The sequence below is a fragment of the Salipaludibacillus sp. HK11 genome, from assembly GCF_047795645.1.
In the GTDB taxonomy this organism is placed as follows: Bacteria; Bacillota; Bacilli; order Bacillales; family Salisediminibacteriaceae; genus Salipaludibacillus.
The window spans coordinates 4,765,375-4,787,778 of sequence record NZ_CP181045.1 but is presented as its reverse complement, the minus strand read 5'-3'; the positions used below and the strand labels follow the sequence as shown (position 1 = coordinate 4,787,778).

The 22,404-nt window shown below is 35.9% G+C and carries 22 protein-coding genes; 6 read left to right on the top strand and 16 right to left on the bottom strand.

Annotated elements, in window-relative coordinates:
* Window positions 1–71 precede the first annotated feature (71 nt).
* Together ACM26V_RS22595 and recX are read right to left on the bottom strand one after the other, a co-directional pair.
* Entirely contained in the window at window positions 72–1,745 is a 1,674-nt protein-coding gene (locus tag ACM26V_RS22595; protein ID WP_416149023.1) for an L-lactate permease, read from the bottom strand.
* A 209-nt stretch (window positions 1,746–1,954) separates the two neighbouring features.
* A complete protein-coding gene (gene recX / locus ACM26V_RS22590; protein WP_416149022.1) occupies window positions 1,955–2,776 on the bottom strand; it encodes a recombination regulator RecX in 822 nt (273 codons plus the stop codon).
* 123 nt (window positions 2,777–2,899) lie between these two features.
* Between recX and ACM26V_RS22585 the strand changes: the two genes are divergently transcribed.
* The 5 genes from ACM26V_RS22585 to ACM26V_RS22565 all read left to right on the top strand — a co-directional run bounded on the left by ACM26V_RS22585 (window position 2,900) and on the right by ACM26V_RS22565 (window position 5,755).
* Complete coding sequence (locus tag ACM26V_RS22585; protein WP_416149021.1) at window positions 2,900–3,808, top strand: TIGR01777 family oxidoreductase; 909 nt, start codon at window positions 2,900–2,902, stop codon at window positions 3,806–3,808.
* 88 nt (window positions 3,809–3,896) lie between these two features.
* A complete protein-coding gene (locus tag ACM26V_RS22580; RefSeq protein ID WP_416149020.1) occupies window positions 3,897–4,025 on the top strand; it encodes a YfhE family protein in 129 nt (42 codons plus the stop codon).
* Between the two features lie 111 nt (window positions 4,026–4,136).
* A complete protein-coding gene (locus tag ACM26V_RS22575; protein ID WP_416149019.1) occupies window positions 4,137–4,286 on the top strand; it encodes a YfhD family protein in 150 nt (49 codons plus the stop codon).
* A 307-nt stretch (window positions 4,287–4,593) separates the two neighbouring features.
* Window positions 4,594–4,800 carry a PLDc N-terminal domain-containing protein gene (locus tag ACM26V_RS22570; protein ID WP_416149018.1) on the top strand — a complete coding sequence of 69 codons (207 nt, stop codon included), beginning with the start codon at window positions 4,594–4,596 and terminating at the stop codon, window positions 4,798–4,800.
* A gap of 85 nt (window positions 4,801–4,885) precedes the next feature.
* Entirely contained in the window at window positions 4,886–5,755 is an 870-nt protein-coding gene (locus ACM26V_RS22565) for a hypothetical protein (RefSeq protein ID WP_416149017.1), read from the top strand.
* A 112-nt stretch (window positions 5,756–5,867) separates the two neighbouring features.
* On the opposite strand, the gene arsM is transcribed toward ACM26V_RS22565, so the two are convergent.
* From arsM to ACM26V_RS22550, 3 genes are all read right to left on the bottom strand, one after another.
* Entirely contained in the window at window positions 5,868–6,638 is a 771-nt protein-coding gene (arsM, locus tag ACM26V_RS22560) for an arsenite methyltransferase (RefSeq protein ID WP_416149016.1), read from the bottom strand.
* A gap of 71 nt (window positions 6,639–6,709) precedes the next feature.
* A complete protein-coding gene (locus ACM26V_RS22555) occupies window positions 6,710–7,276 on the bottom strand; it encodes a sigma-70 family RNA polymerase sigma factor (RefSeq protein ID WP_416149015.1) in 567 nt (188 codons plus the stop codon).
* Between the two features lie 135 nt (window positions 7,277–7,411).
* Window positions 7,412–8,212 (bottom strand): FixH family protein, encoded by an 801-nt coding sequence (locus ACM26V_RS22550; RefSeq protein ID WP_416149014.1) that lies wholly within the window; start codon window positions 8,210–8,212, stop codon window positions 7,412–7,414.
* Window positions 8,213–8,386: 174 nt separating this feature from the next.
* Between ACM26V_RS22550 and ACM26V_RS22545 the strand changes: the two genes are divergently transcribed.
* On the top strand, window positions 8,387–9,169 hold the full coding sequence (locus ACM26V_RS22545) for a hypothetical protein (protein ID WP_416149013.1): 783 nt from the start codon (window positions 8,387–8,389) through the stop codon (window positions 9,167–9,169).
* 85 nt (window positions 9,170–9,254) lie between these two features.
* On the opposite strand, the gene ACM26V_RS22540 is transcribed toward ACM26V_RS22545, so the two are convergent.
* The 11 genes from ACM26V_RS22540 to ACM26V_RS22490 all read right to left on the bottom strand — a co-directional run bounded on the left by ACM26V_RS22540 (window position 9,255) and on the right by ACM26V_RS22490 (window position 22,359).
* Window positions 9,255–10,541, bottom strand: coding sequence for a sensor histidine kinase (locus ACM26V_RS22540; RefSeq protein WP_416149012.1), 1,287 nt, complete (start codon window positions 10,539–10,541; stop codon window positions 9,255–9,257).
* A 103-nt stretch (window positions 10,542–10,644) separates the two neighbouring features.
* Window positions 10,645–11,343, bottom strand: a complete 699-nt coding sequence (locus ACM26V_RS22535; RefSeq protein WP_416149011.1) for a response regulator transcription factor — start codon at window positions 11,341–11,343, stop codon at window positions 10,645–10,647.
* A gap of 251 nt (window positions 11,344–11,594) precedes the next feature.
* Complete coding sequence (locus ACM26V_RS22530; protein ID WP_416149010.1) at window positions 11,595–12,260, bottom strand: GTP pyrophosphokinase; 666 nt, start codon at window positions 12,258–12,260, stop codon at window positions 11,595–11,597.
* A gap of 121 nt (window positions 12,261–12,381) precedes the next feature.
* The gene (locus ACM26V_RS22525; protein WP_416149009.1) at window positions 12,382–13,524 is read right to left on the bottom strand and encodes a Ger(x)C family spore germination protein; all 1,143 of its coding nucleotides are present in this window, start codon (window positions 13,522–13,524) and stop codon (window positions 12,382–12,384) included.
* Window positions 13,517–14,608 (bottom strand): GerAB/ArcD/ProY family transporter, encoded by a 1,092-nt coding sequence (locus ACM26V_RS22520; protein ID WP_416149008.1) that lies wholly within the window; start codon window positions 14,606–14,608, stop codon window positions 13,517–13,519. Before ACM26V_RS22520 ends, ACM26V_RS22525 begins: the two co-directional genes overlap by 8 nt.
* A 23-nt stretch (window positions 14,609–14,631) precedes the next feature.
* A complete protein-coding gene (locus ACM26V_RS22515) occupies window positions 14,632–16,125 on the bottom strand; it encodes a spore germination protein (protein ID WP_416149007.1) in 1,494 nt (497 codons plus the stop codon).
* 102 nt (window positions 16,126–16,227) lie between these two features.
* A complete protein-coding gene (locus tag ACM26V_RS22510; protein WP_416149006.1) occupies window positions 16,228–16,785 on the bottom strand; it encodes a hypothetical protein in 558 nt (185 codons plus the stop codon).
* 30 nt (window positions 16,786–16,815) lie between these two features.
* On the bottom strand, window positions 16,816–17,325 hold the full coding sequence (locus tag ACM26V_RS22505; RefSeq protein WP_416149005.1) for a CBO0543 family protein: 510 nt from the start codon (window positions 17,323–17,325) through the stop codon (window positions 16,816–16,818).
* 172 nt (window positions 17,326–17,497) lie between these two features.
* Window positions 17,498–19,270, bottom strand: a complete 1,773-nt coding sequence (locus tag ACM26V_RS22500; RefSeq protein WP_416149004.1) for a methyl-accepting chemotaxis protein — start codon at window positions 19,268–19,270, stop codon at window positions 17,498–17,500.
* A gap of 133 nt (window positions 19,271–19,403) precedes the next feature.
* Window positions 19,404–21,473, bottom strand: a complete 2,070-nt coding sequence (locus ACM26V_RS22495; protein WP_416151950.1) for a beta-galactosidase — start codon at window positions 21,471–21,473, stop codon at window positions 19,404–19,406.
* A gap of 100 nt (window positions 21,474–21,573) precedes the next feature.
* Complete coding sequence (locus tag ACM26V_RS22490) at window positions 21,574–22,359, bottom strand: sugar ABC transporter permease (protein ID WP_416151949.1); 786 nt, start codon at window positions 22,357–22,359, stop codon at window positions 21,574–21,576.
* Window positions 22,360–22,404: the final 45 nt, after the last annotated feature.

Here is a 22,404-nt window from a genome sequence, read left to right as displayed (position 1 = left end):
AGTCTCCACTAAAAAAACAGCCTCCGATAGTAAGAAGACTGTTCCAGCAGAAACACACTAGATATACATTTTTATACCATGAAGAAAGTAATTATTAAACCAATCGTTCCTGCAAAAAATGCATAATAAAGCATCGGTACAATTGTCATTCTGATAATATCTCCTTCTCTTCCAACCATCCCAACAACAGAAGCCGCTGCTACTACATTTAATACACAAATCATATTTCCTGCGTTTGATCCCATTACTTGTAAAGATAGGATCAGTCTTGGGTCTGCAGAAATTTGATCTGCTACACTCCCTTGAAACAGAGCAAACATCATATTACTAAACGTAGCACTGCCTGAAATAAATGAGCCAAGCGCACCAATGAGAGGAGCCATGATCGGCCAACCACTTCCCATTAAAGCAGAAACAGTGTTTGCCAATTCAATAGGCATGCTTTCTAAACCACTTTCATTTGCTCCAGAATTAATAAAAATTCGTACCATAGGAACGGCAGTAAACAGCGTAATCGCTGTCCCAATAACTGCTTTTCCTGATCGACTAAATGATAACTTTACTTGCTCTAGATTCATTTTGTGAACAATAGCAGTAATAATAACGACAAGTATAAAGACAAATCCTGGTATATAAAGTGGTTCTAAATGTTCACTTATCTCCGTCCCTAAGATGTTATTCCAGCCAATAGACACGCTTCGCAACATGTCTCTAAAGGGAAGTGCTTCCAAACGGGTTAATACTAATATCGCCCCGACAGATAAATAAGGTATCCAAGCACGGATTAACGAAAGCTTACCAGTGCTTTGCATATTGTCACCTTTCGTAGAAATGCGTCCAATCCACGACTGTAACCAATCTTCTTCCTTTGCAAAATCCCACGGTTCTTTTGGTAACAAAAACCCTTTTTTCGCCACTGGAACGACGATCACTAACCCAATTAGCCCACCAAAGATCGACGGGAACTCCGGTCCGAGAAATGTTGCAACGATTAATGCTGGTATCGTAAAACTCAAACCAGCAAATAATGCAAATTTCCAAACAGCGATTCCCTCTTTCCAAGAGCGATTTTTACCAAAGAAACGAGTTAAGATCACTACCATTATTAAAGGCATAAAAGAACCTACAAAAATATCTATTTGCATAATTTGTGTGGAAATCTCTTGAATAAACGTTGTCATTCCTCCACTTGCATCTATATACGGTTGCACAACAGATGATATTTCTCCACCTTCTCTTAATCCTTGATCCACACCAACAATAACTGGTGTTCCAACTGCCCCAAACGAAACAGGGGAGCTGTCCGCAATTAACGCCAATACGACTGCAGCTAGAGCTGGAAAGCCTAAAGCAACAAGAAGTGGAGCAACAATTGCCGCGGGAGTTCCAAATCCCGCAGCCCCTTCAATAAACGCACCAAATAACCAGGCAATGATAATGACTTGAACTCGTCTGTCAGCTGATACTCCCATAAAACTCGTTCGAATCGTATCAATCGCTCCAGATAATTTCAAAGTATTTAACAGTAATATTGCACCAAACACAATATATAAAATAGAAAGCCCAATTATAATACCTTCTATCAACGACGCCGCAATGATAATAAAGGGGACTTTCCAATATAAGAGAGCGAGTATAGCTGTTGCAATAAGACTGATTGCCATCGCCTTTACTGCGGGCATTTTTAATACTACTAAAAACAGCATGACAGCAATAATTGGTGTTAAAGCAATAAAAGTAGTCATATATACATTGTCCTTTCTGCCAGTTAAAAGTTAAATGAATTCTACCTTCATTTTAACACTGTACGTGCATCGTTTCACAAATAAAGGTGACAATAATGTTTCTATTTATAAACCGTTTTCAACAAAGGGGCGGCGAATCCTTATAGACATTGACCCTAGATCAAAGTTTTAACTTCGCATGATAGATTCAATAAAATCCCGCATATACATTAACCCTCATCAGCTTCACTTTGCTTCATGTCAATCCACTCATCAATTTTATCAGAATTAAAACCACGTCCGTACAAATATTGTTTTACTCGTTGGACTTTTTCCCAATTATCCTTTTTATCATATTTTCTCCATACCTTATCACCATGTTTATTTATTGCTTCCCATTCTAATTCAGGGTCCTCTTCAATGCTTGCTTCCATTACAGCTTTTCCCGCTATTGTTTGACTATATCCTCTCTGAATAACAAACTGCATTAACTTTTGTTGTTTCTTTTTCATGCTCTCATTTTTATAAGACGACTGTTTTTTTTCAACCATCTTTATTGCATGGTCGAATTGCAATTCTTCCGGATATTGTTCTAGCGCACTTGCAATAATTAATTTACTGACGCCTTTTTGGTAAAGTTCTTGTTCAATGACCATTGGTCCTTTTTTGCCTGTATCTCTTTTAGTTCTTACAAAAGCTTCCGCAAATCGTTGGTCATCAATAAATTGTAGCTCGTACAACCTCTCTACTATATTATTAATATCTTCTTCCTCAATTTCTAGGTCTTTTAAATATCGAGTAACTTCATCTTCTGATCGCATTCTGTAAGATAGATAATTTAGAACTTTCTGCATCGCTTTGTTTACGTCGTCTTTTTCCTTTAAATTTACTATATCCTCCTCAGTCAATTGTCTCCCTTTCGATAATTGTTCCCTTACTAATAAATCTTCTGAAACTGAAAAGGCGTATTCGTCTCCTTGCTCTTTAGTTAAATAAATATGGTATCGACCTTTTGTTTTCTTTGCTGCTGTAATTTTAGAAATAGTTTGCATGAGTTGTCATCCTTATTTTTTAAAGTCGCTTTAGCGCTGAGTTATTTATTAATATACGTTTGATTTGTACAATCAAGAGGAAAATAGTTCTATATAGTACATAATAAAACAGGAGGCGATACAATGAAAGTAGCAATTGCAGGAGGCACCGGGTTAATTGGACAGGCAGTAACGAATGAACTAATAAATCAAGGGCATCACGTTTATGTTCTGACTAGAAACAAAGCGCAAAAAGAAGATAAAGAACTTCTTTCATATGTTGAATGGCTAAAAGAAGGCACAAACCCAGAAAAAAATCTCGACGGAATTGAAGCTTTTATAAACCTTGCTGGAGAAAATTTAAACAGTGGAAGATGGACTTCAGACAAAAAGACTAAAATTATTGAAAGTCGAATAGAAGCGACAGAAGAAACAATACGAATCATTGGGAAGATGACAAACAAGCCATCGGTTTTACTGAATGGTTCAGCTGTTGGCTATTATGGAACTTCCTATTCAAAAACTTTCACTGAACTAGACGAAGAACCAGGAGAGGACTTTTTAGCAGGTGTCGTTCAACGTTGGGAAGCTGCATCCAGAGAAGTTCCACCAGAGGTTCGATTAGTAAATCCTCGGTTTGGTGTAGTTCTTGACCGCGATGATGGAGCATTGAGTAAGATGCTACCTGCATTTAAGTTTTTCGTAGGGGGGAAACTGGGGACTGGCGAGCAATGGATGTCATGGATTCATATTGAAGATGTTGCACAAGCTCTTGTTCATTGTATATTACACCAAGATATGCAAGGTCCAGTGAATTTTACGGCACCAGAACCACAACGAATGAAAGATTTTGGAAAAACGTTGGCTAACGTTTTAAATCGACCTTTTTGGGCACCTGTGCCGAGTACAATACTGCACATTGTTTTAGGAGAGATGAGCCTACTCTTACTTGAGGGACAAAAAGTAATCCCAGCAAAACTACATGAGAGTGGTTACATATTCTCCTACCCTCAATTACAAGATGCATTAACGGATCTTGTAGGAAAATCATAATTACTATAGATAAAGAAATAACGTCTTCTCGTATAACTAAATTCTGATTTGGTTATGATAATAGTAAATAAAAGAGGGGGCTGATTAAATGGACTCTAAAAAGACTCGCAAGGATAAATCTGAAAGACGAAGAATGTCTAGAGCTCAAGAATTGTCATATCAATCATCGTTTAAAGCCGCTGACCGAGCTTTTGAAAAGTTTAAATCTGACTCATAAAAAAAGAATAACTTCTTGACCACAGTTTCGTCTCACCTCGGCGATAAAAATTTCTTATGTACTCTTATTTCAAAAACACTTTACACCCCTTACAGAAAGGACATGACAATCATGAGCAAACAGAACAAAAATTCACGTCAAGATGAGAAAACGGGCAACAAAGACGTAGAATACAGTAGAGAATTAGCAGATGCAGAAGACCGTGAAGCATTAGCTAGAGCTCGAGCGGCCACTCAACGGGTAAATAAAGATAATATATAATTTATTTAAAAAGTAGCCCTCTTATAAAGAAAAGGCGCTACTTTTTATCTTTTCAATAACCTTTGTTACAGCATAATCCAATTCATTTTTTCAGAGAAATAAAGTTTTTTTGGTACAAGCCTACACAAATTAGCTCAAGACCGTTATGATAAAGAGAGAGCTTTTATTAAGACTCCGGTTTCACTCATGGATTTTGGTACTTACAGCTAATTTCCCCACGCTCCGTGGAAACGCAGAAGTGTCATTTCAATGTGTAAATAAGCATTTAGCTATTTCTTTTCTAATAGTAAATTGAGGAGTTTCGCCAATGTTAGAACTTAGTAGTTTTCTTTTCTTTATTCTGCTGATCAGTGTTGGAATTTTCTTACTAAATATTATCACAAGTATTTGGTCTTACCGTGATTCATTAAGGAGAGGAAATAGTAGAGAATTTAGTATCTTAGTGTTAGTTATAACACTATTTTTCCCGATAGTTGGACTTATTATTTACCTTGTTATTAGAAAAGATGTGTAGATATAAGCTATCGTTTCAATTTTCTTCATCAATCTTTCAATTCAATTCAACTAAAATAATTATGAGAAAGGGCCGGTGAAGTTATATGTCTGTTTTGCCACCTAGTTTTTTAGGAAAGAAAGTTTTTCTAGACGGAGAGAACGACCGTCATTATATTTTAAAGTATGAAGAGTTAAGCGGAGAGCGTAAAGTTCATGCTTTGTTATTTGATCAAGAAATCCCAGTTATTTTTGCTGTCTTAGATTATCAAGGAAGGTTTTTAGATTCCTTTTATTTATCTAACAAAACTACTGAAGAGTCCTCAAGTGCAGTGGAACGCCATAAACAAATCGCTGAACGGAAGAAACAGTACAAAGTGACGCAAGATGATTTAAAAGACGCACTGCGTTCTAAAGAAGAAGCTAAAATGAAAAATAACAACATTATGAAACATTTGATTGATGAACACCTTGAAGATATCAAGCAACAGTGGCCATCGAGATTAATTGCACTTCAGAATGCCGACGGTAAATCAGAGAACTCTCTTATTTTAACGGCTTTAGAAGAGGCATTGGAACAGGCAAATGCCTTGAAATCTTTCAAATTCCTTTTGCATCATCGATTGGATACATATATACCTTTGCTTGCTAAGTATATCCAAGATCAACCTCAACTCATTGACGAGGTACCAGAATTCTACTTAAGCTTCGACCAAGCTAAGATCGTTGAGCAATTTCTCTACCGTGCAGTAAATAATGTAGAAATTGACGATGCTAATCTTATCGAGAAAATATTGCATCAGGCGCAAAAAATTGATAATGTCCATTATTCAAACGTCCTTAGACAATTATTAATTAAGTTATTTAAACGTGTGAAGAGTGAAACAAAAGACTCTTCCAAAGAGTGGTTAAACAAAACTGTTCATGATCATTCACTTCGAGTAACGATTGTTGATATCTTGAAAAAGAAAGCTTAAATCAAAATAATGATTTAAGACCACGCTTGGTTAAAAGCGTGGTCTTTTTTTTTGTGATTTATAATTTGCAAAAAGTATATATGATTCGGAGTCATATTTTAATAATCCTAACTTAAGGTTTCATGGCTTCAATTGTCGCTGACACAGCTTGTTCAATAGGTAGATCACCCTGTCGCCAAGCTTTCATTAAGTCATCACTAGAGTCTGTCTTTGTAATTTGGACTTCGATAAAGCCTGCATCTGTTAACATTTTTTCCAACCTATCGATTCTTTCAGCTCCAATAATGCAGTTGCACACTTCAGGATCCTCGTGAACATCTTCAGCAACTTGTCCATCAACTCTAACAATATCTGAAATTTGTAACCGCCCACTTGTCTTTAGAACCCTATACGCCTCTTTAAAAACGTTCGACTTTTCTGGTGATAAATTAATGACACAATTTGAAATAATCACATCGATAGTAGCATCTCCAACCGGTAAATGTTCAATTTCACCCAACCTGAATTGAACGTTTGAATATCGGAGCTTCTCTACGTTTCTACGAGATTTCTCTATCATCTCATGCGTCATATCTACGCCAATGACAAAGCCAGAATCACCCACTCTCCTTCTTGCAAGAAACGCATCAAATCCACCTCCACTGCCTAAGTCAAGGACAACATCACCGGCTTTTAACTTCGCAATTGCGGTTGGATTTCCACATCCCAATCCCATATTCGCACCATCTGGGATATCGGCTATATCACTATCTGAATACCCCATCGTTTTAGATAATTCACCAGTAGTGATTACTCGACCCTCTTCACAGCAATCCAATTCTATTGGTGAAGCAATCTTACTATACCTCTTTCTTACTAAATTACGTTGACTATCATGCTTCATGTAACTTCCTCCTCAAATGTGAATTTGGTCTCTCACTTATGAAGACGGATAAAGAAGGAAATAGTCGCATTTTATGATGCACAACAAATGCTTTTACTCTCATAACGAATAATATTTCCGTAAATATCTACTTCCACATGACAACAATTCAGTAACGTTTTTTTTAAATTTCTTTTTGCCCGTTGCACTCTTGTTTTTGACCCAGATAAAGAAAGATTTAAATGTGAGGATATTTGTTGATGTTTCCAACCACCTCCAATGTGTAATTGGATCGGAAGCTTATATTTTTGAGGGAGCTTACTTAATTCGCTTAGCAAATAAGAAGTACATTCTTCATTAAAATTCGTTGAATTGAATAATTGAACATTTTCAAATAATCCTCTATCTGTAATGAGATCCGTTGGAATTTCCAATTGCTTTTTCCTGTAAAAATCAATAATTATGTTCCTCGCAATTTGGAAAAGCCACGCCCTAGTATTATCCACTTTCAAAAACGTTTCTTGATTGATAAATACTTTCAGCCACATATCTTGTAAAAGGTCTTCCGCATCAAATCTATTTGCAACACGTCCGTTGAAAAAGTTGAGTAATTCTTTTTCATATCTTTGTACATACTCATTTGTTGTGGTTTGAGACATTCTGTCCAGCCCCCTTATATAAGTATTTGATTATATAATATACCGTCAATTAGAAATAATCAAGACTCCCGAATGTTAAATAACAAAAAAGACCCATACTACGCATCACTCGCAACATGGGTCTTTTCTTTTCAATCATTCAACTTCTATCATAAATTGAATATGTTCATGTATTTCTTCATCTTCTAGATGGACCATAACATGAAACTCACCTTGCTCATTAAACACATGGTTAGCTTCATAGAATCCCGCTTCCGTTTCATCTCCATCAATCCATTCACGAAGCTCATCTCCGTGCTTCCAGATTTCAAACCGGACCCTTCCTTCTGTCCAAGCTGATTCTTCCCAATCCACTTGAATAGATAAGGTCACATCTTCGTCCGACTCAGCGATGTCGTCTGTTCTCCAATCTAAACTCAAGCTTTCATGAAGGTGAGTATCATCATGAGCACTATGATCATCCTCTTCATGGTGATGTCCTTCTCCACCGTTCTCATTTCCCTCGTCATCCACTTCATCTTCGAGGACGGCATCACCAACAACAACTTCACCAACAGGCATAACGTGACTTCCTCTTGCTGTTACATGAGGTTGAACCATATACACTTCTTCTTCATTAAATTCAAACGATACTTCATATATCCCGTTTTCTCCTGGGAGACTAGCTTCAATCATTTCACTATTACTTTTCTGTCCATCAATCCAAACTTCGAAAGTAACTTCACTAGCATCATCGACATTTTCATCCCCTTGAGTCACATGAGTCTGAAGTATTATTTCATCTCCTTGATCAACCGTTTCAGGAAAGAGATTATCCGCTTCTAATGGCTCCAAATTAATATCATCCACACTGGTTGGACCAGTGTTTTCAGGTTCCGCTTGTCCACATGCTGAAAGAAGTAATGCCATAATTGTCCCAATCACCATTTTATTCATAATTCCCACCCCAAATTCAATATCATTAGCTAGTTAAAAATATGTACAAAAAGATTTTACTATAAATGAATAGCTATTTCCATTTATTGAACTATCATCATTAACTTATCAATGGCTTCAGCTTTTTTATGATAAAATGTAAGAGAATATTAGCTAACAGAAAGGTGGTTAAACATGGAAAGGTCTATTTATAAAGCAAGAAAACGAGCAAAAAAATATAAAAACTGGTTCGAAACAATTTCGCTCAATCCATTTCCTTGGTTAATCAATGACAGATTATATTTTATGATTACATATATGAAAAGAAACACTATTCAAGGGGTTGCAATAGTATCTGATAAAAAACAAGAATCGGTAAATGACGCAAGAGAGGCACACCACCCATTATTTTTGTTCTACCGGTTGATGAACCATATCCACGCAACTGGTCAGTTACGTTCAAACATCGATCCCAGTTACTTTGAAGATGCTCTTCAATTATCACAAAATCATGGTCTAGATGACTTGAAGGATGGACAAGCGCTTATTCAATCATTGTATGAGAAACAAACACATTTTAAAGAAATATTCGAGAATTTTTTTGCTCACTTAGCTTTAGTTCAACGCAAAAAACAACCTCTTTCAAAGGAAGAAATACAACTGGCAATTCATACTTCAGCTAGTCTGGAAATGCTTCATTATGAAATTATTTTAGAAACGGCTGAAAATTTTCAAGTACTTAATAACTGGGTAGAGACTATGCAAAAAGAAAAACTTTGGGATGACATTAAACAACCTCAACGAGTTTTTTATTTACAAATGATCCGTAATAAAAATGCTATGGAAGAAGAGCTCAAAAATCTACCGGTTGTAAAACATAAAAATCGAGATGAAATGTTGAAGTTAACAAAAGAAAAGTACGCATCGTTCAAAGATGATGCAAGAAAGAAAGAACTTAATGAGTTGAGGTATCCATGACAAGACTCAACTCATTAAAGCAAAATAAATACACTTTAATGAGTTGAGTCTTCATTTTTTCAAGCAACCATTCATAACAATAATATTAACTTTTCGGTAAAGTCACTTTGAATTCAGTTCCTTCGTTTTTCTTACTATTTACTTCAATTGAAGCATCGTGAAGATCAATAATTTGTTTCACGATAGACAGTCCAATTCCTGTACCAGACTTCTTTGAGCGAGCTTTATCTGTTTTATAAAATCTATCCCACATATGTTTCAACTCTTCTAAAGTCATACCATATCCTTGGTCACAAATTTGAACTTCAACTCCAAATTTACTCTCAACCAACTTCAAATCGATCATACTTCCAGTTGCTGAGTTTTGGACCGCGTTATGCAATAAATTAATCCATACTTGTTCCATTCTTTCTTCATCTGCAAACACAAACAATTCTTCATCTGTTGATAATGCGATCTCAATCTGCTGCTCAGATACATGTGGTTCCATCTTACCTATAATCATTCGCAATTGCTCTGATAAATTATAATGCTTTTTCTCCAATTGCCAACTTCCGGCTTCTAAACTTGCAGTGTCCAGAAGATCATTTACGAGTTTCATTAAACGGTCAGTTTCATTTCGCATAATCGCCAAGTAGTGTTTCTGTTTTTCTTGTGGGATCGTTCCATCCATCATTGCACCTAGAAAACCTCTGATTGACGTTAAAGGGGAGCGGAGATCATGTGAAACATTTGCAACAAAATCTTTTCTTAATTGATCAAGACTCCCTAATTCTCTTGCCATATGATTGAAAGTCTTTGCTAACTGACCAATTTCATCCTTCCCTCCCAACTGAATCCGGTGAGTAAAATCGCCTTTAGCAAATTGCATCGTACTGTTTCTCATTTCCCTCAATGGTGCAGTAATCTTCCTTGAAACAAAATAGATAACAATAGCTGTAATCGTCACTGTTATAAACGTAGTAATGGCACTAATCCATAGGACTTCGCTTGATTCACGATCATATTCATGAAATAACATAACCATCGCATGATCTTCTTCTGTTGAATTAGGATTAGGAATCGATAAAGGTGCTCCCATTAAATAGATCCATTCAGAATCATCTGTCCGCACCCTTTGATTTTTTATTTCTCCTTGTAAAATATCATCTACCACTTCATTTGAAACTCCTAAATCTCCCAAAAATTCTGGACTGTATACCGCTTCTCCTTGAGAATCAAATAGCAGAATTTGTCGATTCTCTTGATTCATACTCATCTCCAAAGAAATAAAAAGAGTCTCGTCGTCCCAATTGTGTACATTTGCTTCATGAAAATGATTTATTAGTCTCTCACCTTGATGTTCAAATGTCTTATTATATCGATTTTTCATTTCATTATGAAATATAGAACTAAAGAACAAAGCAAACACTAAAAAGGAAAAAAATATAATTAATAGATGAGAAGAGAACATTTTCATAAACATGCTTTTATTTCTAAACATCCTCATTCACCTCAAATTTATAACCTACTCCACGAATCGTTTTGAGCTTCCAATAAGGCCACTCATCTCCAATTTTTTCACGAATACGCTTAATGTGTACATCAATCGTGCGAACATCTCCTTCATAATCATAACCCCAAATTCGATCAACCAACTGTTGACGAGTAAATACTTGATTTTTCTCCAGTGAAAGAAAATAAAGCAATTCCAACTCTTTTAATGGTAAATCAACTTGGTCATTTCCTCTTCGCAAAAGGTGTTTTTGTATATCTAATTCCATTTGTTGAAAGAACAATGGTTTACGATCGTGTTTATGGGGGCTCGTTCTTCTTAATATTGCCTCCATTCGTGCTATAATTTCCTTCGGTTCAAATGGTTTTACGACATAATCATCTGCCCCAAGATGTAACCCCTTGATCTTATCGTAACTTTCTCCTTTCCCAGTTAACATCAGGATTGGTACTTGTCGTTCATCTCTTCTAATCTCGCGACAAACTTCCCATCCGTCCATCTTTGGTAACATAATATCTAAAATGACAAAGTCCGGATCTTCATCGTAATATTTCTCCCATCCCGATTCTCCATCATAAGCCAGGGATACATGATAGCCTTCTTGAAGCAAATACAGTTCCAATAAATCAGAAATGTAGGGATCATCCTCTACAATAAGAACCTTCAATGTATCTGCCATGTCGTCACCCCCAAAAATCACTCTATTTTATTCACAATATGATTATCTCATGAAAACACTAATAAAAGATTATCCACATGGAAAAGCTCATGGGACCTTTGAAATCCTCACAAGCTTTTCAATATCTATTATAAACAGCTACTTATATTTAGCTGGTAGTGTCTTAGGGCGATCACAAATTTCAACATGAATCCCTTTTTTCAAGAATTTATTTTTGATGTCATGAAGTGACTTCCGAGATGTCAATTGTTTCATCTCTTCCTCCCTCCTTCATCCTCTTTCACATGAATTGAAATGACCTTAGAGGTATGTAGTCCTTCTACTTCATCGTGAATTAATTTCATCTTATCATCTAGTTCTTTCACTGTATCTGCTGCTTCTTTCAGGCCTTTCTCAAGGTAAGCTGGGATACTTGCTTCATATTTATAGTAAATTTTATGTTCAAGGCTGGCCCAGAAATCCATCGCTAACGTACGAATTTGAACTTCAACAAAAATATGTTCAATCCCCTTAGAGAGCGTAACTGGAACTTTGACAATTAAGTGCAAGCTTTGGTAGCCATTGGACTTTGGAAAACGAATGTAATCCTTCACCTCAACTATCTTTAAATCAGTTCGATTCATCATCAAGTTATATAACTGATAAACATCTGATTTAAAAGGAGTGACGATTCTCATCCCTGCTATATCAAATAAATTTTCACTAGCATTAGCAACAGTCGGTTTCATTCCTTTTCTTTCTAATTTAGTCATAATACTATCTGGTGTTTTAAGCCTTGTCTTGACATGTTCAATTAGACTTGTTTCTTCCATATATTTTGTTTCTTCCACCATAATGTTTACTTTTGTTTTCAATTCATCTAGTGCAAATTTATATGGTAATAAAAAATTCTTCCACATCTTGAATTTCTCTTCCATTCCGTCCGCCTCCACGCGATTTATTCACTTCTGTCTATAAAGTGATCTTATCAAACGTATATGAACAGAAAATGAACAAATTTAATTAATGATTCATCTCTTTTTAATCAATTTATCTTAACTATTCCTCAGCGATCATTCCATAATCTCGGATGTCAATTTCAACCTCACAATTAACTGTAACTTTTGGCCACTCTTCACGCCAATCTAAGCTCTCCCATTCATCATACTTAACACTATTGCGAACTTGAGTACCGATGCCTATCGGGTCAACTTTATTTTCTTGCGTATATACAACAATTTCTTCAGCTTTGTTTTTTATAAACTCTTCCATTAATTTTTCTAATTTCTTTTGACCCTCTACTTTAGTTATGTCAATATCTCCAATGTTTTCTAATATAATTCCTCTAATGTCAATTGAAATGGTTACTTCGTATCCCTTTTTACTTTTTTCAACTTTAAAATCTCGTTTACTTGAAAGTGATGTATAAGCAACTAACTCATTACCATTCGTTTCATTATTCGGAATCGACATAATTAAATCTCCTCGGTCAAATTGTCTTTCCATAAAGAATAAGATTAACGAATCATCTAAACCCAATTGAGATTGATATTTGTCATTTTCAAATAAGGCAATTCCTGAAACTACTACGCTATCTTCTTCTAGTTTAATTACCGGAAGTACTGGATCCCTGCTGTCATCTTTTAAATCTCTAAAAAATTGATAGACCTTTGTATCTGGAATCACATTGAAGCGTGCCTCTTTGTCTAATAACTCATCAAGATACACAGTCGTTCGCGGATGTTCATCAAATTCCATTTCCATTAACGGACCCGCTTCTCCATCGACAATTGCCATTTTGGTTCTTGCTGGAACTTGCGGATCTCTTTCGATGGCATCTAACAAAGGTGCCAATCCATTTTCTGCCAATTCATGACTATAAAGAAGAAGCCTTAATTGCCCAGTCACGATCGTTCGTTCAGTCGTCCTTGCATTTTGTTGGACACCTTCTTTATTTAATCTAGCTACTGTTCTCCTTGAAACCATCGGGCTCGTTCTATCGGGTTCTACTAATGGAGCAGATGTCGTTAACTGATAAATTGGATCGTCATCTTCATCTAAATCATCATTTTCTAATAAGTCATATCCTTTTGTCTGAACAAATGCGATGTCCTCAATAATCCTTTCGTCTCTACTACAACTAGCTGTTAACATGAGTAGAATTAAGATAACAAATTGTGTTTGCTTCTTTAATTTAACCATGATTGCGCACCTCATTCGATTTACTCTGGTTGAGTTTCATAAGAAGCAGAAGTAAAAGAGGGAATAAAATCGAAATAATAAACGCAAAAAGCGCAAAATTATCAATCATTGCATTGATTTCTCTCGATGTTTGTAAGAAAAAAGTCAACAGAAAACTTCCAAACACTATAATAAAAGTCAGAAATACCTCATTAGAATTTTGAAAAATATGTTTCATCGCTTCTTTGGCAGACCAATAGTAAGCCGACACGGTGATAATTATCTTCATAAAAAAAACACTGAAAATCAAATTATCAATTCTTTCTAAAAATGGTACTTTCACATAATCGAGCATCACGATAACTGGATATTGAGTTTCCTTTAATTGTAAAAGGCTAAAGTATCCGAATGCTACGAAGGTAACAAACGTATATACAAACGTTGTAAAAAGATGTCCATAAATGATAACCTTCGTAATATTAATGTCCTTGTGAATATATGTCGAGAACAAGATAAATAATTCAAAGCCCAAAAATGACTTTAATATTTCAAAAATACCATCTAACAAATTTAATTCGCCTGCTAAAACGAAAGGAGTTAAACGTGTGAATTCAAATTCTTGTAATACAAAGAACGTAGTAAACAACGTCCAGATTGTTAGCATAAAAAAAATCACTGTCCCTTTTACAAGATTAGCAAATCCTTTTACTATAATATAAAAAGAGACGCAAGCAATAATTGCTTTAAAGATATACTGTGGTGTGTTAGGAAATGAAATCATCTGAACGATTTGAAAATAATTAGCACCAACCCCACACCCAAGAACCGACCAAACAACAACTAGTGTAAGGTAGATAGGATAGCGCAAAACTTTCGGCAACGCGGCATTCATCACTTCAAATGGGGAAGTTCGCTTCATCTTTTTACACGTGTGTCCTATCAAAATTACTTGCATACCAATGAGCCCTGATATAATAGGAATGACAACCCAACCGTTATAACTAAAGTTTTCTGCGACTACCCTTGGAAGAACAAAAAGTGCAATCCCCGACTGTAGCATATACGTTAGAATCACGTAGTCAATCGTACTGAATTCTTCTTTCATGTGATCATTCTCCCTTACTCTTTTTACTCTTTAGCTTTTGATCGAGTCACATTTTTCACATCGACTTGATTTGGCCTTTTTGTCATTAGCCAAAAAGGAGATCGTATAAAGACATCTTTAAAACCTTTAACATGGAAGGGGGATATAGGAAAAAGGTAAGGTCGATTTAATGATGTAAGGCTTGCTAAATGAAATGACACCACCGCAATACCTACTACAATACCAATATTCCCTAAAAGACCAGCAAGAATAATCAGTCCAAACCGGATAAGTCTAATTGATCCACTCATGATATAACTAGGTATGACGAAAGACGCAATTGCTGACGTTGCAACAGCAATAATCAAAATATCACTCGTAAATCCAGCTGCAACTGCTGCTTGTCCAATTACGATTCCACCGACAATACCAATTGTCTGTCCTACCTTTGTCGGCAAGCGTGCCCCTGCTTCTCTGAGTAATTCAATCGTAAACTCCATTAGTAAGGCTTCAAAAATAGGTGGAAAGGGGACAGCCTTTCTTGATTCTGCAAGTGGGATCAAAAGTTGGTCAGGGATAATTTCATAATGAAACGTTGTCGCTGATACATATAGGGCTGTAAACAGAATTGTAATTGCAAATGAAACAAAACGAAGAAGGCGGATTCCTGTTCCGATAATCCACCGATTATAATAATCATCTGGAGATTGAAAAAATTCAACGAACGTACTAGGTGCACATATGACTGACGGACTGCTATCAACCGCAATTACTAATTTTCCTGCTAAAAGTTTTGAGCAAGCAACATCTGGTCTTTCTGTCGTCTGAAATTGAGGGAAAACCGAATTAGGTGAATCTTCTACAAACTGAACAAAAGAATTCGCTTCAAATATACTATCTGTTTCAATATTTTCAATTCTTCTTTTCATTTCATTAACTATCTTTTCATCAGCAATTTCTTTTATAAACATAATATAAACTTCCGACTTTGAAACTTCCCCCACAAGTGACTTTATACATTTCAAATGAGAACTTCTCACTCGTTTACGAATTAATGAGATATTTTTCGCTGAAGATTCAACAAACCCGTCATGCGGACCTGTAATCACTGTTTCCGTTTGAGACTCGGTAATTGCACGTGCCTCAGGACCAAATACCTCTATGAGATAGCCATACCCTTCATGATAAATCCCAACAGATCCTGCAACAATTCCTAATATCATTTGTTTATTTGTTGTAATTTGCTCAATGTGATCTTGCGCTAAATATTCGGATAACTCTGTATCGTTAAATTTATTAAAAGAGTTTACAACATCACGTTCAAATTCTTCATTATCTAACATACTTGTGAAGAAAAGTGCGTACCCATTATTTGAGGCAAAAGTGCGTTTATCAAAATCAGTACAATCGTCAAAGTTATTGACAACATGTTGAAATGATAGTTGTTTGTCTTGGTGGGGGTTCTGTACTCTCGCTTTTTTGTCTTCTTTATTTGAGTTGGTCATCTGCTTGGTTTTCAAGAAATCAAACATACTCATCTTTTACACTCCATCACTTAGTTATTGTTCCAATTTTCACATTTTAATATATTCTATCTGTTTTTCTTTTGTTTAGCAGTCCCTCCTTCGTGAATATTAAAGCTAGTAATAAAAACTCGATCTAATCGTAGCTATGATTGACAGTAGAAAAGACTTCAGACTAGCGATAGGAACATTAAATTGTTTTACGAAAAAAAATGTAGACATAATAGACAAGGACATCGTTAACACAGGTTTAACTAAAATTAATAAGGAAAAAGTGTACATGCTTACATATATCAAGGCAGACCAGCCAATTGTCCATTTACGAAAAAAAGATATCGCATGTAGTTTATTACCAATCGCTTCAATTAACGATGATCCAACTGTCCATTTCAATATGTAAGATATTTGTTTGGATAATGATCGCGGACTATTCGATAAAAAAAGCAATAGCAACAATGGCATAATTACGAGCAAGTGATAAACTTTCAATGTCTTCGGGCTCATCTGCTTTGAATTGAAAACCCATGGCGATGGATTCATATTTTTCGTTAAGACATAAAACAGACCATTAAAAAAAACTACATAAACAATTCCAGGCCATACATCTCTAATTCGACGCCACGTTTTATAATATGTATTTAGCATTATTAAAGCTAACCCAGACAATATGTGCATGTTTTACACCTACTTCCTTTTAAAATTTCTTTATTGCTTTCCCTCTGACATTTTCCTATGCTGTCTTTCACTGATTTTCCTCACAACCGCTATAATAATTCGAGTAAAAGACGATTTAAACATCACCCAAACAAAAGTGTGATAAACTGTCCATTTTCTTCCCCATTTAATTAGGTTAGTTTTTCTCTCAGCAATAAATTCGATCGCCGTTAAAGGAATGATAATTATAAACAGTTTCAAGAAAGCTATAAATCGGTTATCTTTAATTGTTATTTGATTATAAATAATTGTAAATATGGGGTATATTAGGTAATCAAACACGATATGATGCTTGAAAAACTTCGGCAAAGTCCGTATTGGGTATTTTAGATAATTCTTCTGAACAAGAATTTGATCGATAAACCCATTACTCAATCCATCTAAGAAAAAGACGAATAGCCAATCTTTTATTGGAGGTTTTCTTAGCAAAAACGGCAGTGACCCTATGCTTATAATTGCCATAGTTCTAAGTAGATTTCTTTGCTTTTTTTTATCAATCACGTATCCCACTCCAATCAGAATTACGAGCACTATTTCCTAGTATTGTCTTCGATAATTACAATTTTTATGAGAGGCATATTTGACCAATTTCATAAACGGACAGCTCAATAGAAAATAAAAAAAGACATGCCTTATTGTCAAAACAATAAGTGCGTGTCTTTTTTTATTTCTATCATTTTTTTAGTGCTTTCGCTGTATCATATAATGAATTTGTCAATTCATCTAATTCTTTCTGTCTTAATGCTTGTTTTTCAATGATATCTTTACTTACATCATTGTTTTGTTTTATTGTATTTGCCCCCTCCACAAGTTCTGCGACTGAATCAACTACTTCTTCCATTGCTCGATTAATTTCATCAATAACAGCACCCATTTCGTTATGTCCAATCGAGAGTTGACTGTTTTTTGCTGAAATATCCTCGAAATTATTCGATGCGACATTCGTTTTTTCAACCGAATCACGACTTTGCTTTAGAAATCCATCAAATGCTTCTACTACATTCATGGTTTCCTCACCTAAATCTTTCAATACATCCTTTGTACTCGTTGAAAATTGATTTGTTTCAGTCGACAATTTTCTAATTTCACTCGCAACAACAGCAAAACTTTTCCCTGCTTTTCCAGCTCTTGCAGCTTCTATAGAGGCATTAAGTGCTAATAAGTTTGTCTGTGAAGCGATATTGTCAATCCCTTCAATAAATGTGTTAATTTCATTTAGTTGTTTCTCCATCTCAGAGACTTTATTAGCTGCATTTGTAGCGTTTTCACTTAAACCATTCATAGTAACTTGTAATTCCTTCATTAATAATACACCTTGTTCAGATGAATTATCTACTTCGCCCATTTGCGTCGTCATTGTTTCTATCGATGACCCCATCTCCTCAGAACTTGCTGAAACTTGTTGTGTTGCAGATGAAATCGCATTAGTGAAATCAGCTTGTTTCTCAATTTCAGTAGTGAAATCACCAATAGAAGCCTGGAGGAGCTCCATTCCTTCCAATTGTTCCTTAGATGCCTTTGATGTTCGTTCGGCTACGTGCATCACATTATTCCCAGCGTACTCATTTGACTCAAGTACTTCATGTAGAGATTTTCCTAATTCAGCCAACGCTAGATCAATTTCATTGAATTCATCACGACGGTTACTGTTTTGTTCATAGTTTAAATTACCATCTTTATAAGCATTAATTCTGCTCATTAATAAATTTACTCCACTAGATATATTTTTACCAAACAGGAAAAGGAATATTAATGGAAGCACAATCATTATCAAACTCACTAAGAGGGTAACAAAAGACGTTCTCGTTATCGATTCATGTAATGCTGTACGTGATTCGTCCTTAGCGGTTGCTAGATTCTCATTAATACGATCATCTACAGAGTTAATATTATCCTCTGTACGAACAATGTGTGGCGAAATTCTTGATCTGATTCTTTCCATCTCATCATGCTCAAATCTTGATTGAAAGTAAGATTCATATAGATCTTCATATGTACTAAATGCGTTGCCAAAATGAGAAAATAAGTGCTCTAATGTCTCATCACCTTCAATAATCTCGCTAATCTCTTCGTAATTTTGCTCATAATCTATTAATGACTGCTCAAGCAATTCAATTTGATCATCATCGTACCCAGATGAGGCTAATTGGAGTTGAAGTAATCCAATCTGCTTCGCATCAGATAACAAAAGTGTATACTTTTGTTCAATCTCGGCTGCACCTTCTAAATCAAGGCTATTGTTGGTTACTTGTTGATTTGAGGAGTAAATATAAACACTCGAAATTGCGCTAACAATAAATATTAATACCATCAGCAATGTTAGTTTTTGTGTTAAACGACCTTCCCACTTTATTTTTTCAGGCAACCACTTAATAAAGTTCACTGTTTTCATTTTCTTTAATATTGCAGAATTGAACTTCTTTCCACCACGCCTTTTGAACCCCATCAAAATACCCCCTTTTAAAATATAACGTTACCCTCAAACAAATTACAATGTCCGAGGGTTACGCCTTTATTATTAATAAATATGAATAGGTCTCCCCCTAGGTAATTACCAAGAGAGAGGTAACCCAATAATTTTATCTTTTTCGCTTCAATACAGATATTCCGTAAAGTGGAAGGGTAACTTTATTTGCAATAAGCTCATCGAGCATACTTGTATAATTTTGCTTATCAAGATGAACAGTTTGCTCTTCTGAACTAAAGTTCATGATAAACACATAATCGTAGTTGCCATCTGTGCGTAGTTGCGCTGTAACACCAGCTGGAAGCTTCGTATCGATAACTGGTTTTATTCCGGAAACCTCAATAATTTTATCAAAAAAATCACTGTTAAATGATTCCATATTACGTGAAGCCACATAATATGCTTTTCCTTTTCCTAACTCATTTACAGTCAACGCTGGTCGACCAGCGTAAAAATCTTTCCCGTAAGTTGCAAGAACCTCTGCTCCCTCAGTATGAATGAGATCACATAATTCCGTTGCCTCATATGAACCATTTAAGCCTAGGTTGTTTCTATCCGCCATCACAATGCTATTCGTCTGTCCATCATGTAGAGCATCAATTTCCTCAGACCAAATGCCCAATGTCTTTCTTAAAGGTCCAGGAAAGCCACCTAGGAAAGTAAGATCATTTTCATTAACGATACCTGACCAATATGTCGTAATAAGTGTTCCGCCATCTTCTACAAATTTCTCAAGTCTTTCCCCAGCTCCAGGCTTCACCATATATAACATCGGTGCAACAATTACCTTATACTTAGAGAAATCGCAATCCATATCGATAATGTCTACAGAGACACCACGTTCCCAAAACGGCTTGTAATGGCTTGCCACCGTCTTTTCATAGTGAATACCAACATTACGTGGCCCTTGTGAATCCTTTATCGCCCAACGATTTTCCCAGTCAAAGACAATCGCCACCTCAGGTTTGACACTAGTACCTGTGATTTCAGAAAGATCCTCCAAGCTTTGTCCAACATCTGTCACGTCACGGAATACTCTTGTATGTTCATGTCCAACATGGTCGACCACTGCTCCGTGGAACTTTTCACTAGATCCACGACTCTTCCTCCATTGAAAATATTGAACCGTATCTGATCCGTGTGCAACTGCTTGTAAAGACGACAGCAAATGCATGCCTGGTTTTTTTAGCTTACTTACGTCCTGCCAATTAGTTAGACTCGGTGTGCTTTCCATTAGCATAAATGGTTTTCCACCTTTAATAGAACGCATCAAATCGTGATTAAATGATATCCATACTGCAATGTCTTGTTCGCTCTCATCTTCTGAACGATGCCACTGCGGATATGAATCCCAAGATATAATATCTAATTCATTTGCAAATTTAAAATAGTCTAACGGTTCAAAACCGTCCATGAAATTTGTCGTTATTGGAATTTCAGGATTTACCTTTCGCAGAGGTGCAACCTCATTGCGAATAAAATCTATCGTAAGATCGGTTATGAATCGTTTCCAGTCTAAATTTAAGCCATGTACTGATTTTTCCCCATGTGGTGCTGGTGATTCAACTTGTGACCAATCTGTAAGGGTATGGCTCCAAAACGATGTCCACCACGCGTCATTTAATTTTTCGAGAGAATTATATCGATTTTTTAACCACTCTCTAAAATTTTCTTGGCAGTAATCGCAATGACAATACCCACCGTTAAATTCATTTGAAATGTGCCAGCCAATTACTGCTGGATGATGCCCGTATCGTTCTGCAAGTTTCGAATTAATAATACTCACTTTTTCACGATAAACAGGAGATGAGTAGCAATGATTATGACGCTCTCCATGTAGGTTCTGAACCCTATTTGCCCCTGTAATTAATACTTCAGGATACTTTTGGGATAACCATGCTGGACGTGCACCACTTGGCGTGGCAAGAAAAACATAAATCCCATTTTCTACAAGTGTATCAAGCACATGATCTAACCAATCAAACTCAAACTTACCTTCTTCCGGTTCCAATGAGACCCAAGAAAATATTCCTACTGACATAACATTACATTTAGCAAGTTTCATCAGCCGAATATCTTCTTCAAAAACACCTGGATATTTTAGCCATTGCTCAGGGTTATAGTCAGCCCCATGTAACAACGTCGGAATCCTACTATTTATGGCAGGAAATTTTTCACACATGTAATCACCTTTTTCTACGATGCAATTAGTAAAACTCATTATAGTCCTCGGAAATTGCTATCTGTTATTTAAAATCAATCAATATGCTATTGAACGCTAATTATCCTTTCGTTCCTCCTGCAGTTAATCCAGCAATCAGGTAACGTTGTAAGAATAAAAATACTAGCGCTATTGGAATTGCTACTAAAATCGCTCCAGCAGCAAACCGAGTGAAGTTATTATCAAATTCATTACTTACAAAGTTGAATAATCCCAATGCTAATGTAAACTTTTCTTCACTTCGCAAAACAATTCGCGGTAACAAAAAGTCCATAAACGGTGTCATAAACTGGAATAAAGCGACGACAGCTAGAATCGGCTTCGCTAATGGAAGCATAATCTGCCAAAAAATTCGAAAATGACCTGCTCCATCAATTTTTGCTGCTTCATCAAGTTCTTTTGGAACAGTGTCGAAATATCCTTTTACTAAGAACGTCATCATTGGCACACTTGCACCAACATAAATAATGATTAAACCTGTTAATGTATTCAATAGTCCTACTAAGCTAAGTAACAAATACAAAGCAACCATTGCCATAAGGATTGGGAACATTTGTAGTACTAACAGAATAAAAATCCCATTTTGTCTCCCAACGAATCTGTAGCGAGAGAAGGCGTAAGCTGTTAACGCCGCTATGACTACTGAGAAGAAGGAAGTAGCGCCCGCAACAATTAGGCTGTTTCTATACCACATCACATAACGACCACGTGGATCATCAAAAAATAGCCATTTATAATGCTCCAAACTCCAGTTATCTGGAATCATACTAGCAGAGAACATGCTTCTCCCTGGATTTAACGACATTCCTACTGCCCAAAGGAGAGGATAAGCGATAATAACAAACATCACTGCAAAGATGAGGTAAATACCGATGACTTCTAGTTTACTTTT

Coding starts and splice junctions, on each gene's coding strand:
- ACM26V_RS22595 (WP_416149023.1), bottom strand. CDS start 1,745: ATGACTACTTTTATTGCTTTAACACCAATTATTGCTGTCATGCTGTTT.
- recX (WP_416149022.1), bottom strand. CDS start 2,776: ATGCAAACTATTTCTAAAATTACAGCAGCAAAGAAAACAAAAGGTCGA.
- ACM26V_RS22585 (WP_416149021.1), top strand. CDS start 2,900: ATGAAAGTAGCAATTGCAGGAGGCACCGGGTTAATTGGACAGGCAGTA.
- ACM26V_RS22580 (WP_416149020.1), top strand. CDS start 3,897: ATGGACTCTAAAAAGACTCGCAAGGATAAATCTGAAAGACGAAGAATG.
- ACM26V_RS22575 (WP_416149019.1), top strand. CDS start 4,137: ATGAGCAAACAGAACAAAAATTCACGTCAAGATGAGAAAACGGGCAAC.
- ACM26V_RS22570 (WP_416149018.1), top strand. CDS start 4,594: ATGTTAGAACTTAGTAGTTTTCTTTTCTTTATTCTGCTGATCAGTGTT.
- ACM26V_RS22565 (WP_416149017.1), top strand. CDS start 4,886: ATGTCTGTTTTGCCACCTAGTTTTTTAGGAAAGAAAGTTTTTCTAGAC.
- arsM (WP_416149016.1), bottom strand. CDS start 6,638: ATGAAGCATGATAGTCAACGTAATTTAGTAAGAAAGAGGTATAGTAAG.
- ACM26V_RS22555 (WP_416149015.1), bottom strand. CDS start 7,276: ATGTCTCAAACCACAACAAATGAGTATGTACAAAGATATGAAAAAGAA.
- ACM26V_RS22550 (WP_416149014.1), bottom strand. CDS start 8,212: ATGAATAAAATGGTGATTGGGACAATTATGGCATTACTTCTTTCAGCA.
- ACM26V_RS22545 (WP_416149013.1), top strand. CDS start 8,387: ATGGAAAGGTCTATTTATAAAGCAAGAAAACGAGCAAAAAAATATAAA.
- ACM26V_RS22540 (WP_416149012.1), bottom strand. CDS start 10,541: ATGAAAAATCGATATAATAAGACATTTGAACATCAAGGTGAGAGACTA.
- ACM26V_RS22535 (WP_416149011.1), bottom strand. CDS start 11,343: ATGGCAGATACATTGAAGGTTCTTATTGTAGAGGATGATCCCTACATT.
- ACM26V_RS22530 (WP_416149010.1), bottom strand. CDS start 12,260: ATGGAAGAGAAATTCAAGATGTGGAAGAATTTTTTATTACCATATAAA.
- ACM26V_RS22525 (WP_416149009.1), bottom strand. CDS start 13,524: ATGGTTAAATTAAAGAAGCAAACACAATTTGTTATCTTAATTCTACTC.
- ACM26V_RS22520 (WP_416149008.1), bottom strand. CDS start 14,608: ATGAAAGAAGAATTCAGTACGATTGACTACGTGATTCTAACGTATATG.
- ACM26V_RS22515 (WP_416149007.1), bottom strand. CDS start 16,125: ATGAGTATGTTTGATTTCTTGAAAACCAAGCAGATGACCAACTCAAAT.
- ACM26V_RS22510 (WP_416149006.1), bottom strand. CDS start 16,785: ATGCACATATTGTCTGGGTTAGCTTTAATAATGCTAAATACATATTAT.
- ACM26V_RS22500 (WP_416149004.1), bottom strand. CDS start 19,270: ATGGGGTTCAAAAGGCGTGGTGGAAAGAAGTTCAATTCTGCAATATTA.
- ACM26V_RS22495 (WP_416151950.1), bottom strand. CDS start 21,473: ATGTGTGAAAAATTTCCTGCCATAAATAGTAGGATTCCGACGTTGTTA.
- ACM26V_RS22490 (WP_416151949.1), bottom strand. CDS start 22,359: ATGTTTGTTATTATCGCTTATCCTCTCCTTTGGGCAGTAGGAATGTCG.